Source organism: Enterobacter cloacae complex sp. CARB60, from assembly GCF_036487345.1.
Taxonomy (GTDB): Bacteria; Pseudomonadota; Gammaproteobacteria; order Enterobacterales; family Enterobacteriaceae; genus Enterobacter; species Enterobacter asburiae_D.
Map to the genome: position 1 here is coordinate 1,532,670 of NZ_JAZKLC010000002.1, position 16,624 is coordinate 1,549,293.

General features: G+C 54.3%; 14 protein-coding genes. 8 read left to right on the forward strand and 6 right to left on the reverse strand.

The features are described 5' to 3' along the window. The first annotated feature begins 46 nt into the window (after positions 1-46). Positions 47-517, forward strand: coding sequence for a DUF1456 family protein (locus tag V4835_RS08385; protein WP_006176388.1), 471 nt, complete (start codon positions 47-49; stop codon positions 515-517). Between the two features lie 110 nt (positions 518-627). Here V4835_RS08385 and metG read toward each other — a convergent pair whose 3' ends face one another. Then, positions 628-2,661 carry a methionine--tRNA ligase gene (metG, locus tag V4835_RS08390; RefSeq protein ID WP_047346535.1) on the reverse strand — a complete coding sequence of 678 codons (2,034 nt, stop codon included), beginning with the start codon at positions 2,659-2,661 and terminating at the stop codon, positions 628-630. Positions 2,662-2,798: 137 nt separating this feature from the next. On the opposite strand from metG, the gene apbC reads away from it, so the two are divergent. Next, positions 2,799-3,908 carry an iron-sulfur cluster carrier protein ApbC gene (gene apbC / locus V4835_RS08395; protein ID WP_029740176.1) on the forward strand — a complete coding sequence of 370 codons (1,110 nt, stop codon included), beginning with the start codon at positions 2,799-2,801 and terminating at the stop codon, positions 3,906-3,908. Between the two features lie 114 nt (positions 3,909-4,022). Beyond that, a complete protein-coding gene (locus V4835_RS08400; RefSeq protein WP_331411180.1) occupies positions 4,023-5,180 on the forward strand; it encodes a DDE-type integrase/transposase/recombinase in 1,158 nt (385 codons plus the stop codon). A 121-nt stretch (positions 5,181-5,301) separates the two neighbouring features. Here the strand turns inward: V4835_RS08400 and V4835_RS08405 are convergent, their stop codons facing one another. Both V4835_RS08405 and V4835_RS08410 read right to left on the reverse strand, forming a co-directional pair. Then, on the reverse strand, positions 5,302-5,757 hold the full coding sequence (locus V4835_RS08405) for a GNAT family N-acetyltransferase (RefSeq protein WP_331411901.1): 456 nt from the start codon (positions 5,755-5,757) through the stop codon (positions 5,302-5,304). Further along, the gene (locus V4835_RS08410; RefSeq protein WP_023336316.1) at positions 5,732-6,064 is read right to left on the reverse strand and encodes an RcnB family protein; all 333 of its coding nucleotides are present in this window, start codon (positions 6,062-6,064) and stop codon (positions 5,732-5,734) included. Before V4835_RS08410 ends, V4835_RS08405 begins: the two co-directional genes overlap by 26 nt. A 476-nt stretch (positions 6,065-6,540) precedes the next feature. On the opposite strand from V4835_RS08410, the gene V4835_RS08415 reads away from it, so the two are divergent. The 4 genes from V4835_RS08415 to V4835_RS08430 all read left to right on the forward strand — a co-directional run bounded on the left by V4835_RS08415 (position 6,541) and on the right by V4835_RS08430 (position 10,901). Next, complete coding sequence (locus V4835_RS08415) at positions 6,541-7,680, forward strand: polysaccharide export protein (RefSeq protein ID WP_331411902.1); 1,140 nt, start codon at positions 6,541-6,543, stop codon at positions 7,678-7,680. Beyond that, positions 7,680-8,129 (forward strand): arsenate reductase/protein-tyrosine-phosphatase family protein, encoded by a 450-nt coding sequence (locus V4835_RS08420; protein WP_331411903.1) that lies wholly within the window; start codon positions 7,680-7,682, stop codon positions 8,127-8,129. The genes V4835_RS08415 and V4835_RS08420 overlap by 1 nt, the downstream gene beginning before the upstream one ends. Then, on the forward strand, positions 8,129-10,309 hold the full coding sequence (locus V4835_RS08425; protein ID WP_331411904.1) for a polysaccharide biosynthesis tyrosine autokinase: 2,181 nt from the start codon (positions 8,129-8,131) through the stop codon (positions 10,307-10,309). The genes V4835_RS08420 and V4835_RS08425 overlap by 1 nt, the downstream gene beginning before the upstream one ends. 76 nt (positions 10,310-10,385) lie before the next feature. Further along, a complete protein-coding gene (locus V4835_RS08430) occupies positions 10,386-10,901 on the forward strand; it encodes a protein disulfide oxidoreductase (protein ID WP_331411905.1) in 516 nt (171 codons plus the stop codon). Between the two features lie 37 nt (positions 10,902-10,938). Here the strand turns inward: V4835_RS08430 and V4835_RS08435 are convergent, their stop codons facing one another. From V4835_RS08435 to V4835_RS08445, 3 genes are all read right to left on the reverse strand, one after another. Beyond that, the gene (locus V4835_RS08435; RefSeq protein WP_063143809.1) at positions 10,939-12,405 is read right to left on the reverse strand and encodes a pyridoxal phosphate-dependent decarboxylase family protein; all 1,467 of its coding nucleotides are present in this window, start codon (positions 12,403-12,405) and stop codon (positions 10,939-10,941) included. Between the two features lie 18 nt (positions 12,406-12,423). Then, positions 12,424-13,800, reverse strand: a complete 1,377-nt coding sequence (locus V4835_RS08440; RefSeq protein ID WP_014884533.1) for a diaminobutyrate--2-oxoglutarate transaminase — start codon at positions 13,798-13,800, stop codon at positions 12,424-12,426. Between the two features lie 332 nt (positions 13,801-14,132). Further along, on the reverse strand, positions 14,133-15,140 hold the full coding sequence (locus V4835_RS08445; protein WP_331411906.1) for a LacI family DNA-binding transcriptional regulator: 1,008 nt from the start codon (positions 15,138-15,140) through the stop codon (positions 14,133-14,135). A gap of 238 nt (positions 15,141-15,378) precedes the next feature. Between V4835_RS08445 and V4835_RS08450 the strand changes: the two genes are divergently transcribed. Further along, entirely contained in the window at positions 15,379-16,620 is a 1,242-nt protein-coding gene (locus tag V4835_RS08450) for an MFS transporter (RefSeq protein WP_121425345.1), read from the forward strand. Positions 16,621-16,624: the final 4 nt, after the last annotated feature.

A 16,624-nucleotide genomic window follows, 5' to 3' on the forward strand; every position in this document is an offset into this window, starting at 1 on the left:
ACTGGTACACTGCGCGCCATTGCAACATCGACAGTTAAAGGCACTCATGATTAGTAATGACATTCTTCGTAGCCTGCGCTACACCCTGAAAGCAAACAATAACGACATGGTGCGCATTCTTGCGTTGTCCGATATGGAAGCCACGTCTGCAGGTTTCGATACCTGGATGACCAAAGAAGATGAAGAGGGCTTTGTTCGCTGCCCGGATATTATCCTTTCTGGCTTCCTGAACGGCCTTATCTACGATAAGCGCGGCAAAGATGAGTCTGCGCCAGAGCTGGCGCTGGAGCGTCGCGTGAACAACAACACGGTGCTGAAAAAGCTGCGCATCGCGTTCTCGCTGAAAACGGACGATATTGTGGCGATCATGACGGAGCAAAAATACCGCGTATCCGTGCCGGAAGTGACCGCCATGATGCGCGCGCCGGATCATAAAAACTATCGCGAGTGCGGCGACCAGTTCTTGCGCAATTTCCTGCGCGGGTTGACCCACCGGGTGCATCACCCGAAGGCGTGATTTTTAGCCGGGTGGCGGCTTCGCCTTACCCGGCCTACAAAACCCGTAGGCCCGTGCAAGCGCAGCGCCGCCGGGCAAAAAAAAGCCGGAGACACTCTCCGGCTTTTTTGTTATTTCACCTGCTGACCCGGCTTCGCGCCTTCGTCTGGGCTTAACAGGAAGATATCTTTCCCGCCAGGGCCCGCAGCCATCACCATCCCCTCAGAGATGCCGAAGCGCATTTTGCGCGGCGCCAGGTTCGCCACCATCACGGTCTGACGACCGATCAGCACCTGCGGGTCCGGATACGCTGAGCGGATGCCGGAGAAGACGTTGCGCTTCTCGCCGCCCAGATCCAGCGTCAGGCGCAGCAGCTTGTCAGAACCTTCCACGAACTCCGCGTTTTCAATCAGCGCCACTCGCAGGTCGACTTTGGCGAAATCGTCAAAGGTAATGGTTTCCTGAATCGGATCGTCCGCCAGCGGGCCGGTGACCGGTGCTGCAGCCGCCTTCACCTCTTCTTTAGACGCTTCCACCAGGGCTTCAACCTGCTTCATCTCGATGCGGTTGTACAGCGCCTTGAAGGTGTTCACCTTGTGGCCGAGCAGCGGCTGCGCCATTGCATCCCAGGTCAGTTCAGTGTTCAGGAACGCTTCAGCACGGGCTGCCAGCTGCGGCAGAACCGGCTTCAGGTAGGTCATCAGCACGCGGAACAGGTTGATGCCCATAGAGCAGATGGCCTGCAGATCGGCATCGCGACCTTCCTGTTTCGCCACCACCCACGGTGCCTGCTCGTCCACATAGCGGTTTGCCAGGTCGGCCAGCGCCATGATTTCGCGCACGGCTTTACCGAATTCACGGGTTTCCCATGCTTCGCCAATGGTCGCTGCCGCGTCGGTAAAGGTTTTGTACAGGGCAGGGTCAGCCAGTTCAGCCGCCATCACGCCGTCAAAACGCTTGGCAATAAAGCCCGCATTACGGGAGGCCAGGTTCACCACCTTGTTGACGATGTCCGCGTTCACGCGCTGCACGAAATCTTCCAGGTTCAGGTCGATATCGTCGATGCGGGAAGAGAGCTTCGCGGTGTAGTAGTAGCGCAGGCTGTCCGCATCGAAGTGGTTCAGCCAGGTGCTGGCCTTGATGAACGTTCCGCGGGACTTGGACATCTTCGCGCCGTTCACCGTCACGTAGCCGTGTACGAACAGATTGGTTGGCTTGCGGAAGTTGCTGCCTTCCAGCATCGCCGGCCAGAACAGGCTGTGGAAGTAAACGATATCTTTACCGATGAAGTGATACAGCTCGGCCGTGGAATCTTTCTTCCAGTATTCGTCGAAGCTGACGGTGTCGCCACGCTTGTCGCACAGGTTCTTGAAGGAGCCCATGTAGCCGATTGGCGCATCCAGCCAGACGTAGAAATATTTGCCCGGTGCGTTCGGGATTTCGAAGCCGAAGTACGGTGCATCGCGGGAGATATCCCACTGCTGCAGGCCGGATTCGAACCACTCCTGCATTTTATTCGCCACCTGCTCCTGCAGCGCGCCGCTGCGGGTCCACGCCTGCAGCATTTCGCTGAAGGACGGCAGGTCGAAGAAGAAGTGCTCGGAATCACGCATCACAGGCGTGGCGCCGGAAACCACGGATTTCGGCTCGATAAGCTCGGTCGGGCTGTAGGTCGCGCCGCACACTTCGCAGTTATCGCCGTACTGGTCCGGGGATTTACATTTCGGACAGGTGCCTTTGACGAAACGGTCCGGCAGGAACATGCCTTTTTCCGGATCGTACAGCTGAGAGATAGTGCGGTTTTTGATAAAACCGTTCTCTTTCAGACGGGTGTAGATCAGCTCCGACAGCTCGCGGTTTTCATCGCTGTGCGTGGAGTGATAGTTGTCATAGCTGATGTCAAAGCCAGCAAAATCAGTCTGATGCTCCTGACTCATTTCGGCAATCATCTGCTCCGGGGAAATCCCCAGCTGCTGCGCTTTCAGCATGATCGGCGTGCCGTGGGCATCGTCCGCACAGATGAAATTAACCTCGTGGCCGCGCATTCGCTGGTAACGGACCCAGACATCAGCCTGGATATGCTCCAGCATGTGGCCGAGGTGGATTGAGCCGTTGGCGTACGGCAGTGCGCACGTTACCAGAATTTTCTTCGCGACTTGAGTCATAGTAGGCATTACTTCTTTTAACTGTGAAAAGGGTTTTTGATATTACCAAAAGGGGCATTATTAAGTAAGCACAAACCACGGCCTTTCAGGTAAACTTGTTCATCTAAGGTCTTATTCACAAGAACAAAGGAGTCGGGATGAGTTCTCAATCCCAGGCCAAATCACCGGAAGCCTTACGAGCAATGGTCGCCGGGACGCTGGCTAACTTTCAGCATCCAACCCTGAAGCACAATCTCACTACGCTGAAAGCGTTACACCACGTTGCCTGGCTGGACGATACGCTGCACATTGAGCTGCAGATGCCGTTCGTCTGGACCAGCGCCTTTGACGCGCTGAAAGAGCAGACCAGCTCTGAGCTGCTGCGCATTACCGGCGCAAAAGCCATTGACTGGAAGCTGAGCCACAGCATCGCCACGCTGAAGCGCGTGAAAAACCAGCCGGGCGTGAACGGCGTGAAAAACATCATCGCCGTGAGTTCAGGCAAGGGCGGGGTGGGGAAATCCTCTACTGCCGTAAACCTGGCGCTCGCGCTGGCGGCAGAAGGGGCAAAGGTCGGTATTCTGGATGCGGATATCTACGGCCCGTCTATTCCGAACATGCTGGGCGCGGAAAACCAGCGCCCAACCTCGCCGGACGGCACCCATATGGCGCCAATCATGGCGCACGGTCTGGCGACCAACTCCATCGGTTATCTGGTGACCGACGATAACGCGATGGTCTGGCGCGGCCCGATGGCCAGCAAGGCGCTGCTGCAGATGCTGCAGGAGACGATGTGGCCGGATCTGGATTATCTGGTGCTGGACATGCCGCCGGGCACCGGTGACATTCAGCTGACGCTGGCGCAAAACATTCCGGTCACGGGGGCAGTCGTCGTGACCACGCCGCAGGATATCGCGCTGATCGACGCCAAAAAAGGCATCGTGATGTTCGAGAAGGTGGAAGTGCCGGTGCTCGGTATCGTCGAGAACATGAGCATGCACATCTGCAGCAACTGCGGTCACCACGAGCCTATCTTCGGTACGGGTGGCGCAGAGAAACTGGCCGCGAAGTATCATACCCAGCTGCTGGGACAGATGCCGCTGCACATTACCCTGCGTGAAGATCTGGACAGCGGAAAGCCGACGGTGGTCAGCCGTCCGGACAGCGAGTTTGCGGAGATGTATCGTCAGCTGGCGGGTCGAGTTGCGGCGCAGCTCTACTGGCAGGGCGAAATCATCCCAGGTGAAATCGCGTTCCGCGCGGTGTAATTCCCCAGCGCTGGATTGCCGGGTGGCGCTTCGGTATGAACCGGAAACATGGGTAACACTTTAGACCGGATACATGGGTAACAGTTATAACTGGCATAGAAGAGGAGACTCGCTATGCCCTGGACTGAGACCCGACCTATGCAACGCCTTGATTTTATCCGTGCCTGCCATGCAGGTACGGACTCCTTCTCCGCTCTTTGCCGTCTTTTTGGCATCAGCCGTAAAACCGGCTATAAATGGCTTCAGCGTTTTGACCCCTCTGACCTGTCATCTCTCTCTGACCGGTCGCGCGCGCCACACTCCCACTCCCGGACGGTTCCTGATGATATCGCCGGACACCTGACTGCCCTGAGGCAAAAACACCCTGACTGGGGCCCCAAAAAACTGCGGATGTGGCTGCTCAATCATCACGTCGATTTTACCGTCCCTGCTGCCAGCACTATCGGCGATATCCTCAAGCGTGAAGGCCTGGTTCCGGATAAAAAGCGAAAACGCAGAACACCGGGTAATCGCCAGCCTCTGACCATCATCAGTGAGAACAATCAGGTCTGGAGCGCTGATTTTAAAGGCAAGTTCAGGCTGCTGAGCAGAGAGTACTGCCATCCCTTCACCCTGACCGACAATCACAGCCGGTACCTTCTGAGCTGCCGGGGAACGGACCGGGAGAGCGAGCCCTTCGTCAGGCAGTGCCTGACGGATGCGTTCCTGGAGTACGGTCTGCCGGAAGTCCTGAGAACGGATAACGGTCAGCCGTTCGCGGGAACAGGTATCGCCGGGTTAAGTCGCCTTGCCGTCTGGCTGATAAAGCTGGGCATCAGACCGGAACGTATCAGAAAGGGGCATCCGGAAGAAAACGGCCGTCATGAGCGAATGCACCGCTCGCTGAAAAGTGCAGTGAAACAGGGCAACACCTTCATGACGATGGAAGAACAACAGCGGTGGTTCAGTGACTACCGGGAAGAGTTTAACCACGAAAGGCCGCATGAAGCCCTGGCGGGTGCAACGCCCGGAACGGTGTGGAAGCCCTCAGGCCGGCACTGGGATGGCAGGGTTCCTGAATATGCTTATCCGGAAGGAGGTACGGTCTACAGGGTGAAATCGAGGGGGACACTCTATATGGGAAAAAAGGGGACGGTGTTCCTGAGTGAAGCGCTGACTGATGAGTACATCATGCTGGAAGAACAAGATGATGGCCTTGAAGCCATCATCTTTAACGGAATAACGCTTGCGTACTATGACCGAAAAACCCAGAGTGTGCTCCGGATAGACTAAAAAGTGTTACCTATGTTCCCGGTCTGATCTGTCACCTATGTATCCGGTCATACACTTCGCTTACCCGGCCTACAAATGGCACCATCACGTAGGTCGGGTAAGGCGAAGCCGCCACCCGACTTTAACCCAACCGATAGTGCATCAAATAATACTCTCCGTCCGGAGAATTACCCGTCGCCTCAATGTGCCAGCCGTGTCGCTGGTAAAACGCAATAGCCCGCGCATTCTTCACCAGACACTTAAGCGAGCCCGTACTGGTAAACGTTTTCTGCACCTGTTCCAGGAGCACATGCCCGACTCCGAGGCTTTGATACCCCGGGTCAACAAACAGGTTGTGCAGGAAATTATCGTTCGCCCAGACGGAGGCAAACCCCAGGCGATGGCCGTTCTGAACAGCAACCCAAATCACTTCGTCACGGGTTGCCGCGTCAAAATCTTCAAGCTGCCAGTCAGAACTGTCCAGCCATGGCCAGGCAACGCGCCGGGCGTGGAGGTAGAGCGTGCGCAGGAAAGGGCGGTCACTTTCCTGCCAGGAGCGAATCAGAATTGCGTTAGCGGTGATAGAAAATATCTCCATTGTAGGCTTTGTAGATCTTGCCATCAGCATCGCCAATCAGCACGTAGTTCTCACCCATGTAGGTCCAGTGGGTTCCGGCATCCGGAGCCGGCAGGTTACGCAGCTGGTACTGTTTGATAGTGTACTCCGGCGTTTGATACTGCGCCGGTGCCGTGTCGCCAATCTTGAATTTCGTAAAGTCAGCGATGAACTCTTGTTCTTCATAGGCCTTGATGCCAGATGGCGCAGCGGCCGTTTGCGGGGCTGCGAATGCGGATCCCGCCAGAGACAGTAATACACCCAGAAGCAGCAATTTACGCTTAGCCATTTTTTCTCCAGTGATATCGTTACAGATACTTTTCGTCTGCGGATCGTGCAAAGCGGAGCAGACAGTCCATTTTAAGTATCAACGCAGGTGATGTTTGAAAAAAAATGTAACAAAAGTGGACGGTTTTGTGTAGTCGAATGGGATGATATTTATCGGTATGGTGAATATTGTATGTGTTTTATATTTTTAAAATTTATAATTTCATTAATCAATTCTGAAAATAACTTCCCGCGTCAAAATTACACTGCTATGCGAATGCTTTCCCACTTAAGAAGATTTAATATCGTCTTCGGGTGAAGCGCGCTTACTTCCGTTTTCTACAAGACCGTTGTTTTTTAAGAGACCGGATGGGGTGCGTTTTATCATGCCATAATTTCATATTGCAGAATAATAATTAATTAAATTTCATGGATTTACGTTGAGTCCCTTTGCAAGCTTGACGATAAACGCAACGTTAAAAAGAAATATTTATATAAATGAAAACTACAACTGCATTTTCGCTGTTATTTCTTACTGTCAGTCAGTTGACAGGGTGTGTATTTTCCCCCGGCCAGAGTTTGAGTGTATCCGGAAAAAAAGTCATTGCTGTGGAAGACGCTAATTATCAGCTTGATAAGCGCGTAGAAATTTTTCCTCTGACGCCGGGATTGATTGAAAAGCTACGCCCGACCGTATCGAAATCTCAGGCAAATCCTAATCTGGATGAGCAGATCAAAAACTGGGAATACCGTATTGGCACAGGCGACATCCTTACGGTCACCGTGTGGGATCACCCAGAATTAACGACGCCCGCGGGACAATATCGTAGTGCGAGCGATGCCGGCAACTGGGTCAACGCCGATGGTACGCTCTTTTATCCCTACGTCGGTAAACTGCGGGTGGCGGGTAAAACGGTTTCACAGGTCCGTGAAGAAATTACAGCTCGGCTGGATAAGGTCATTGAGAGCCCGCAGGTGGACGTCAGCATTGCCGCCTTCCGTTCCCAAAAAGCCTATGTCACCGGAGAGGTCGAAAAATCGGGCCAGCAGCCCATCACTAATATTCCGCTGACGGTGATGGATGCGGTCAACGCCGCTGGCGGTCTTTCTGCAGATGCCGACTGGCGTAACGTTGTGCTGACGCATGGTGGCCAGGACTCCCGCCTTTCGCTCTATGCGCTGATGCAGCACGGCGATTTGACTCAAAACAAGCTGCTTTATCCGGGCGATATCCTGTTTATTCCCCGTAACGACGCCCTGAAAGTGTTCGTGATGGGCGAGGTAGTTAAGCAAAGCACGCTTAAGATGGATCGTAGCGGCATGACGCTGGCCGAAGCTCTGGGGAATGCCGGAGGGCTTAACCAAAACATGGCCGATGCAACCGGCATTTTTGTTATTCGGCAGGTAGCGAAAAAAGGCGATACGGACAAAATTGCCAATATCTATCAACTGAATGCGGAAGATGCGTCAGCCATGGTGCTGGGGACGGAATTCCAGCTGGAACCGTATGACATTGTCTACGTCACCACAGCACCGTTATCGCGCTGGAATCGCGTGATCACCCAGCTGGTGCCTACCATCAGCGGCGTCCATGACCTGACCGAAACCGTTCGTTTCATCAGATCGTGGCCGCAGTAATGTTCCAGTCAATCTTAGTGGTCTGCACCGCCAATATTTGTCGTTCACCGATTGGTGAGCGGCTGTTGCGGCAGTTATTACCCGGCAAGCAGGTGACTTCGGCTGGTATTTTTGGACTGGAAGGACGCCCGGCGGATGCGGCTGCGCAGGCTGTCGCCAGGCGTCATGGCGTTTCGCTGGAAGGGCATGTTGCCCGCAAGGTGACGCGCAGCCTGTTGCAAAAGTCCGATTTGATTCTGGTGATGGAGCCAGAACACCTCCGTTTCATTGCCACTATGTCCCCCGAGAACCGGGGTAAATCGCTGCTCTTTGGACAATGGCTGGAAATCAGGGATATTCCCGACCCGTATCATAAAAGTCGTGAAGCCTTCGAATATGTTTTCGAGCAATTGGGAAAAGCCAGTCAGGAATGGGCTCGTCGTTTGAGTCAACAAGGAATGAAGCAGTAATGTCGTCTTCAAAATTAGAAAAATATAGTGCTGCGACGCCGCAGAATAATGAGATCGATCTACTTCAGCTGCTTGCTGAGATGTTTGATCACCGGATGATGATCGCGTGCGTCACGCTCCTGCTCACGGTATGTGCGGGGATCTACGCATTCAGCGCCACGCCTGTTTATCAGGCTGATGCCCTGGTTCAGGTTGAAGCGAAACAGAATAACTCGCTGCTCAAGGACCTGGCCTCGTTCGGGTCCGATCTTTCGCCAGATGTTGCACCTGAACTTTTACTCCTTAAATCACGGATGATCCTGGGAGAAACCGTCGATCGGTTAGGGATGACGTACCGCGTTAAGCGGCGCGTGTTCCCTGTCATCGGGGCGTTATGGGAAAACGTGCTGGGACTTAAATCCGATAAAATAACGATTGGCGCGTTGACTATTCCTCTTCTGGAAGGTAAGCCGCAAACGCTTTTACTCACCGTACGGGAGCAAGGGCGGTATCGTCTTGAGGGAAATACGGTTGAAGCAGACGGCGTTGTGGGGAAAACGCTGGTTAAAGATGGAATATCGCTTCTGGTGACATCCCTCAGCGCAGAACCCGGCACCCAGTTTACCCTCGAAACCGTCACCAGACTTGATGCGATCAACGCCATTCAGAACAGGCTTACGGTTGTTGAGTCGGCGAAACAGAGCGGTATGATCGCATTAACGTTAACGGGTGAAGACCCCGGCAAGATCGCCACGGCGCTTAATACGATTGCTGAAAATTATCTCAGTCAGAATATTGCGCGCCAGGAAGCGAAAGATTCGCGCAGCCTTACGTTCTTACAGGATCAATTACCTAAGATCAGCCATGAACTGGATGAAGCCGAAGCGCGACTGAATGCCTATAGAGAGCAGCGTGATTCTGTCGATTTATCTCTCGAGGCGAAGTCAGTCCTTGATCAGGTGGTTAACGTGGAGAATCAGCTTAACGAGCTGACGTTCCGCGAAGCGGAGGTTTCCCAGCTTTTCAAAAAGGACCATCCCACCTATCGTGCTTTACGCGAGAAGAAACAAACGCTTGAGCGGGAGCGCGCGCGTCTGAATAACCGCGTCTCATCCATGCCTTCCACGCAGCAGGAAATATTACGCCTGAGTCGTGACGTTGAATCCGGGCGTACCATATATCTACAGCTGCTGACGCGTCAGCAAGAGCTGAGTATCTCGCGCTCCAGCGCTATTGGAAACGTGCGGATTATTGATCCAGCGGTGACGCAGCCAGACCCAATCAAACCACGCAAAGGGCTCATTATCGTATTCGGTATGCTGATGGGGTTGATGCTCTCTGCAGGAACGGTCCTGGTGCGTTCAGCCTTTAAGCGGGGCATTACCTCATCTGAACAACTGGAAGTGCAGGGGATACCGCTTCTGGCGACGCTCCCGCGCTCGGTGTGGCTCTGGAAAAAAACGCACCTGCGCAGGAAAAACCTGTTTGCTTCCCACTGGAAGCACAGGACGTCGAACATACCTTTTCTGCCCGTTCACCGTCCGGCAGATATGTTCGTCGAGGCGGTACGCGGGCTGCGCACCAGTCTGCATTTTACCATTATGGATGCCACAAACCGGATCGTCGTGGTGTCTGGCCCCACGCAGGACTGCGGAAAGACGCTGGTCAGTACTTCACTGGCGTCGATTGCCGCTCAGGCCGGACAGCGAGTGCTGTTTATTGATGCGGATATGCGCAAGGGCTATGTCCACAATGTTTTCAAACTGAGCAATCATCGGGGATTATCCAGTGTGCTCGGAGGCGCCGTTGAGTGGCAGGAGGCGATTCAACGCTTCGAGAAAGGTGGAATTGATGTACTGACCTGCGGACCCCAACCTTCGCATCCCGTTGAGCTGCTCATGAGTGAACGCTTCCTGGGGGTGATATCGCAGATTGAAAAGCAGTATGACATGGTGATTGTCGACACTCCGCCTGTGCTTGCCGTGACGGATGCCTTGCTGATAGCCAGAGCTGCAGCCACCACGCTGCTGGTTGCCCGCTTTGGTAAAACCAGCGTTAAAGAGATCGAGACTAGCCTGAAGCGTATGGAACGGATGGGCGTGAAGGTAAATGGCGCGATCCTGAATGATATCGTGAAATCGGCTGCGCTCTATTACAACTCGGGATATAGCCATTACGACTACGGCTATACCCAGGAGTAAACCTGGCGCGACACTTCTTTACAGCGTAATGGCGTATTGCCCGTTAAGATGACCTTCGTTAAAACATGAGGTCACAATGGATAACCGCAAAATCAGTCGACTGCGTCGCTGGGCGAGGGAAGGGATCATGCTCGTTCTGCTGACGCTGGCCGTGGTGTGGGGTGTTGATCAGTATCGAAAACCGCAACTCCCCGTCAGTTTTAGTGCAACACCGATGCAGAGCATCGACGGCACTATTCACGATATCGCGGCGCTCAGCCAGGAGCGCCCGCTGCTGATATACGTCTGGGCCACCTGGTGCAGCATATGCCGTTATACGACGCCTTCGGTTAATCTGCTGGCAGAAGAGGGTGGAAACGTGGTGAGTATTGCCATGCGTTCCGGAGATAACGCAAAGCTTGCGCGCTGGGTTGAAAAGAAAAAGCTGAGTATGCCGGTGATTAACGATGCAAACGGTGACTTGTCGCAACAGTGGCAGGTGAGCGTCACGCCAACGCTTGTGGTTGTGTCGAAGGGAAAGGTGGTCAGTACCACGACGGGCTGGACGAGTTACTGGGGATTAAAAATCAGGATGTGGTGGGCAGGCGTATAAAGATAAACCCCTCTTCCGGCGGAAGAGGGGTTTTGTATTACTTAGCCAGAACTTCCTGCGCGGTGCGCTCAACCAGCGACAGCAGGATTTTAATATCCTCCAGCGTCACGGTTGGGTTCAGCAGCGTCAGCTTCAGGCAGGTGACGCCGTTATGCTCGGTCACGCCGACGTTCGCACGGCCGGATTCCAGCAGCGCATCACCAATTTTCTGGTTCAGCAGGGCAATACCCGCGTCGTCCACCTGGACCTGACCACGGAAGCGGAACAGAACGCTTGCCAGCTGTGGCTGCATAACCAGTTCCAGAGCAGGCTGCTCTTTCACGTAGGCCGCAACCTGCTGCGCCAGCGTCACGCCGTGATCGATGATCGCCGCGTACTGCTCCTGACCCAGCGCTTCCAGGCTCATCCACAGCTTCAGCGCGTCGAAACGACGGGTGGTCTGCAGAGATTTGGACACCAGGTTAGGCACGCCCGCTTCTTCGTCGAACTCAGAGTTCAGATAGGCCGCCTGATAGCGCATCAGCTCATAGTGACGCGCTTCTTTCAGCAGGAACGCGCCGCAGCTGATGGTCTGGAAGAACTGCTTGTGGAAGTCCAGGGTGACGGAATCCACTAGCTCGATACCGTCCAGGTAATGACGATACTGCTCAGACATCAGCAGCGCGCCGCCCCAGGCCGCATCAACGTGTACCCAGATGTTCTGCTTCGCGGCCAGCTCTGCAATGGCACGCAGCGGGTCGATAGCACCGGCATCGGTGGTACCTGCCGTCGCGACGATCGCCAGAATCTGTTCGCCGTTCGCATTGCACTGCTCAATTTTCGCCGCCAGATCGGTGAGATCCATGCGGGAGAATTCGTCCGTTTTCACCTGCACCACGGACTGGTAGCCCAGACCCATCAGCGCCATGTTTTTCTGCACGGAGAAGTGGGCGTTTTCGGAGCACAGCACGCGGATCTTACGCAGATCGCCCACCAGACCGTCCTGCTGAACGGAGTGACCCTGACGCGCGAAGAACGCATCGCGAGCCAGCATCAGGCCCATCAGGTTGCTCTGAGTACCGCCGCTGGTGAAGACACCTGCGTCGCCGGCCTGATAACCCACGCGGGTACGCAGCCACTCAATCAGTTTGATCTCGATAATGGTTGCGGACGGGCTTTGATCCCAGGAGTCCATACTCTGGTTAGTGGCGTTAATCAGCACTTCCGCCGCCTGGCTTACCACCAGGCTTGGGCAGTGCAGGTGCGCCACACACTGCGGGTGATGAACGGACAAGCTGTCTTTCAGGAAGAACTCTACGGCGCGTTCAATCGCCGCTTCGTTGCCCAGCCCTTTCGGGTTGAAATCCAGCTTAATACGGTCGCGCAGTTCCGCGACCGTTTTGCCCTGGTACATCTCAGGCTGTTTCAGCCACTGCATCACAGCCTGAGTGCTTTGCTCAATCGCCTGCTGGTAAGCTTCAATGCTCTGCGCAGAGGAGAACAAAATTGGGTTTGAATCAGACATCGTAATCAATAACTCCGGTTACGCCGGGCGAACGCCCGCAGCAAGCAGTGCCTGCTCAAATTTATCCAGGAAGATTTTCAGCTCTTCGTCGCTGATCAGCAGAGACGGCAGCAGACGCAGAACGATACCGTTACGGCCACCGCGCTCCAGAATCAGACCGGCTTCGAAGCACTTCTTCTGAATCAGTGCCGACAGCTCGCCGTCGCCCGGGAAGCAGCCCATGTGGTCAGCGGCTTCGTGTGGCTTAACGATCTCAATACCGATCATCATGCCCAGACCGCGCACGTGGCCGATGACCGGATAGCGTTTCGCCATCTCTTTCAGCTGGCCTTTCAGCCATTCGCCTTGAGCTGCCACTTTGCCTGCGATGTTCTGGTCTTTCAGGATTTTCAGCGTCGTCAGACCGGTTGCCATCGCCAGCTGGTTGCCGCGGAAGGTACCGGTGTGGTGACCTGGCGCCCATGCATCGAACTGCTTTTTGATACCGAGCACGGCCAGCGGCAGACCGCCGCCCACTGCTTTAGACATCACGATGATGTCTGGCTCAATCCCTGCGTGTTCGAAGGCGAAGAATTTACCGGTACGGGCAAAGCCAGCCTGAACTTCGTCGAGGATCAGCAGAATGCCGTGTTCCTGAGTCACTTTACGGATGCGCTGCAGCCACTCAGCCGGAGCCGGGTTCACGCCGCCTTCGCCCTGAACCGCTTCCAGAATCACCGCGGCAGGTTTACGCACGCCGCTTTCAACGTCGTTGATCAGGTTATCGAAGTAGTAAGTCAGCGCTTTCACGCCCGCTTCACCACCGATACCCAGCGGGCAACGGTACTCGTGCGGGTAAGGCATGAACTGTACTTCTGGCATCATACCGTCAACCGCTTCTTTCGGAGACAGGTTGCCGGTCACGGACAGCGCGCCGTGGGTCATACCGTGGTAACCACCAGAGAAGCTGATGATACCGCTACGACCGGTCACTTTTTTCGCCAGCTTCAGCGCCGCTTCAACGGCGTCCGCACCGGATGGACCGGTGAACTGCAGGCAGTACTCTTTGCCCTGACCAGGCAGCAGAGAGAGCAGGTATTCAGAAAACGCGTCTTTCAGAGGCGTAGTCAGATCCAGGGTATGTAACGGCAAGCCGCTGGTAATGACATTTTGGATGCTTTTCAGCACATCAGGATGGTTATGGCCAAGCGCAAGGGTCCCCGCGCCTGCTAAACAGTCAAGGTATTCTTTATTGTCTGCATCGGTGATCCACACGCCTTCTGCTTTAGTGATGGCTAAAGGCAGTTTGCGCGGATAACTCCTGACGTTAGATTCAAACTCGGCCTGACGGGCCAGATAGGTTTCGTTGCTTTTGTGGGCATCTACGGTGTCAATACGGACTTTATCCGTCATCATATCACTCCTACAACCGCCGCTTCGTTATGAGCCACGATTGAATAAAAAGTTAAAAAACAGATGGGGGCCTGAAAAAAACGCCGCCAATATAGAGCCTTTTGCCACGGGGCTCAATGGTTAATTTGTTTACTGTTTTGTGACACGGGGCTATGGGGAGAAAATATCCCCATTTTTAAAATGAAAATTGCATTTTATGCCAAATAAAAACAGCCTGTTACAGGCTATTTGTCCGGTGTGTAAAGTCGCAGAAAAGAGTGTGACAAAACGTGCCATCGAATGGCAAAAAGGAGGCTGGCTCTCTCTATTCCTTTGTCATGCGCAAAAAGCGGTGCTCATGATGCATGCACAATGGAATCACGCATTAAAAAAGGGCTTTCAACGCGCGTGGTGTTCTGATGCTCTTCACCGTTAATTATATGCAAGGCGCTCAGGCGACCAATTTCATAGTGCGGCAGTTGAACCGTAGTGAGGGGAGGCAGGAACAACTCCCCAATACCCACCATATTGTCATAGCCGATAACCGCGACATCCTCCGGTATGCGAAGCCCTTGCGCCAGCAGCGTCTGGTACACCATAAACGCAATACGGTCATTGCCGCAGATAACGGAGTCGAACTGGGGAATACCATCCTGCATGTGCGCCAGCAACACTGACGGGATATCACGATAGTGCTCGTCCCCTAAGGCCATATAGCTGTGCGACAGGCTGTGCGGGTCGAGCCCCGCTTCACGGCATGCGCGTTCCAGCCCCTGACGGCGTCGGGTTGTGGCCAGGTGTCCCGCAGGTAAATGCAGGCAGAGAGGTCGTCGATACCCCTGTGCGAGTAACGCCCGCACGGCGGTATATTGCCCCTGTTCATCATCGGGAATATAGCTGGCGACCTTTTCGCCGTCACTTTCGCAGTTGGCCAGCACGCAGGGAAGGGTGAGGAGTTTGGCCGGGAGAGGAACCTGACGTAACCCCATGGTGGTGTAGATAATTCCGTCAGGCCGATGAGAGAGGAGAAGGTCGACAATGGCGTCCGGGTTGTCATCGGTAAACATATTCATCACGAAGCTGTTCCAGCCGTGCATTCTGGCCGTCTCTTCAATAGACAGCGTGATGTCCACCGAGAAAGGTGTCGTCACCGTATCGAGCGCCAGTACGCCTATGGTTTTCGGCGAGGCATGCGCGCCGCGTATTTTCTTGGCGGACAGGTCAGGAACGTAGCTGGTCTGCTCGATAGCCAGCTGCACTCGCGCCAGCGTTTCCGGTTTAAGGCGCTCCGGGCTGTTAAGCGCGCGGGAAACCGTCATCAGCGATACGTTAGCCAGTTTTGCGACGTCCTTCAGGGAAGCCATTTTGTTACTCCGTTAATGCTCTGTGTGAGAGGGTATACAACTAAGTCGCTGATGTAAAAGGAAGGCTGATGCCCGGATGAGGTCATGCTGACCTCAGTGATGAATATTTGATCGCGATCTCACTTTCTCAATGTTAACGTTAACTTTCGTGATTAACATCTTAAATTTTAGCCAAACAGCATGAGAAAGAAACAATGTTATCGTTACCATTGCGTCATTACTCCAACATGAGAATGTCATGATGAAAACGCATCGCTCTCACAGCTACCCTTTACTGAGCGCATTACTGTTTTTCTTTTTTGTCACCTGGTCATCTTCCGGCTCGTTACTCTCCATCTGGCTTCATCAGGAAGTAGGCTTAAAAGCGGGGGATACCGGCGTTATCTATGCCGTGCTTTCCGTCTCCGCGCTTTTTGCACAAATCTGCTACGGGTTTATTCAGGACAAACTCGGCCTGCGCAAAAACCTGCTCTGGTTTCTGACCAGCCTGCTCGTTCTTTCTGGTCCGGCTTTTTTGCTGTTTGGCTATCTGCTGAAGATTAACGTGCTGCTCGGCAGCATTTTCGGCGGGATTTTTATTGGCCTGACGTTTAACGGCGGGATAGGAGTGCTTGAGTCCTATACCGAGCGCGTGGCCCGCCAGAGCCAGTTTGAGTTCGGCAAGGCGAGGATGTGGGGATCGCTTGGCTGGGCGGCGGCAACCTTTTTTGCGGGGCTGCTGTTTAACATTAATCCGAAGCTGAACTTTGCCGTCGCGAGCTGCGCAGGGCTGGTGTTTTTTGTTTTGCTGGCGCGTCTCAGGGTCTCTTCCGCACCGCACGCTATGCAGGAAGCGGTGTCCGGCGGTAAGGTCACGCTGGAAGATGCCTTGCGCCTGCTGACGCTGCCGCGTTTCTGGGCGCTGGTGTTTTTCGTTATCGGCACCTGTATTTATGGCGTTTATGACCAGCAGTTCCCGGTCTATTTCTCCTCCCAGTTCCCGACGTTGCAGGAAGGAAACGCCATGTACGGCTATCTCAACTCCTTCCAGGTTTTCCTTGAGGCGGCCGGTATGTTTTGCGCCCCGTGGCTGGTGAATCGCCTCGGTGCGAAAAATGGCCTGATTTTCGCGGGAATGGTGATGGCGATGCGTATGGTGGCATCGGGTCTGGTTGAGGGGCCGGTATTGATCTCCATTACCAAGCTATTGCACGCGGTTGAGCTGCCCGTTTTGCTGGTCTCAATCTTTAAATACAACAGCCTGCATTTTGACAAGCGGCTCTCTTCCACCCTCTATCTGGTGGGCTTTGCCTGTACAAGCTCGGTGATCGCCTCGGTTCTGTCGCCGCTGGCCGGTTACAGCTATGAGAAATACGGCTTTGCCCAGTCCTATCTCATTATGGGTCTGTTAGTTTTCAGCACCACGCTCATCTCCATCTTCCTGTTGCGCTCGGGTAAGTCCTCTTCTGACCCGTTAATGCCGCAACCCTCCACTATCTGACTGA

Bases quoted from the DNA above. Each gene is read 5' to 3' on its own strand.
- V4835_RS08385 (WP_006176388.1), top strand. From the start codon at position 47: ATGATTAGTAATGACATTCTTCGTAGCCTGCGCTACACCCTGAAAGCA.
- V4835_RS08435 (WP_063143809.1), bottom strand. From the start codon at position 12,405: ATGTCTGATTCAAACCCAATTTTGTTCTCCTCTGCGCAGAGCATTGAA.
- V4835_RS08440 (WP_014884533.1), bottom strand. From the start codon at position 13,800: ATGATGACGGATAAAGTCCGTATTGACACCGTAGATGCCCACAAAAGC.
- V4835_RS08420 (WP_331411903.1), top strand. From the start codon at position 7,680: ATGTTCCAGTCAATCTTAGTGGTCTGCACCGCCAATATTTGTCGTTCA.
- apbC (WP_029740176.1), top strand. From the start codon at position 2,799: ATGAGTTCTCAATCCCAGGCCAAATCACCGGAAGCCTTACGAGCAATG.
- V4835_RS08405 (WP_331411901.1), bottom strand. From the start codon at position 5,757: ATGGAGATATTTTCTATCACCGCTAACGCAATTCTGATTCGCTCCTGG.
- V4835_RS08445 (WP_331411906.1), bottom strand. From the start codon at position 15,140: ATGGCTTCCCTGAAGGACGTCGCAAAACTGGCTAACGTATCGCTGATG.
- V4835_RS08410 (WP_023336316.1), bottom strand. From the start codon at position 6,064: ATGGCTAAGCGTAAATTGCTGCTTCTGGGTGTATTACTGTCTCTGGCG.
- V4835_RS08450 (WP_121425345.1), top strand. From the start codon at position 15,379: ATGATGAAAACGCATCGCTCTCACAGCTACCCTTTACTGAGCGCATTA.
- V4835_RS08425 (WP_331411904.1), top strand. From the start codon at position 8,129: ATGTCGTCTTCAAAATTAGAAAAATATAGTGCTGCGACGCCGCAGAAT.
- V4835_RS08400 (WP_331411180.1), top strand. From the start codon at position 4,023: ATGCCCTGGACTGAGACCCGACCTATGCAACGCCTTGATTTTATCCGT.
- metG (WP_047346535.1), bottom strand. From the start codon at position 2,661: ATGACTCAAGTCGCGAAGAAAATTCTGGTAACGTGCGCACTGCCGTAC.
- V4835_RS08430 (WP_331411905.1), top strand. From the start codon at position 10,386: ATGGATAACCGCAAAATCAGTCGACTGCGTCGCTGGGCGAGGGAAGGG.
- V4835_RS08415 (WP_331411902.1), top strand. From the start codon at position 6,541: ATGAAAACTACAACTGCATTTTCGCTGTTATTTCTTACTGTCAGTCAG.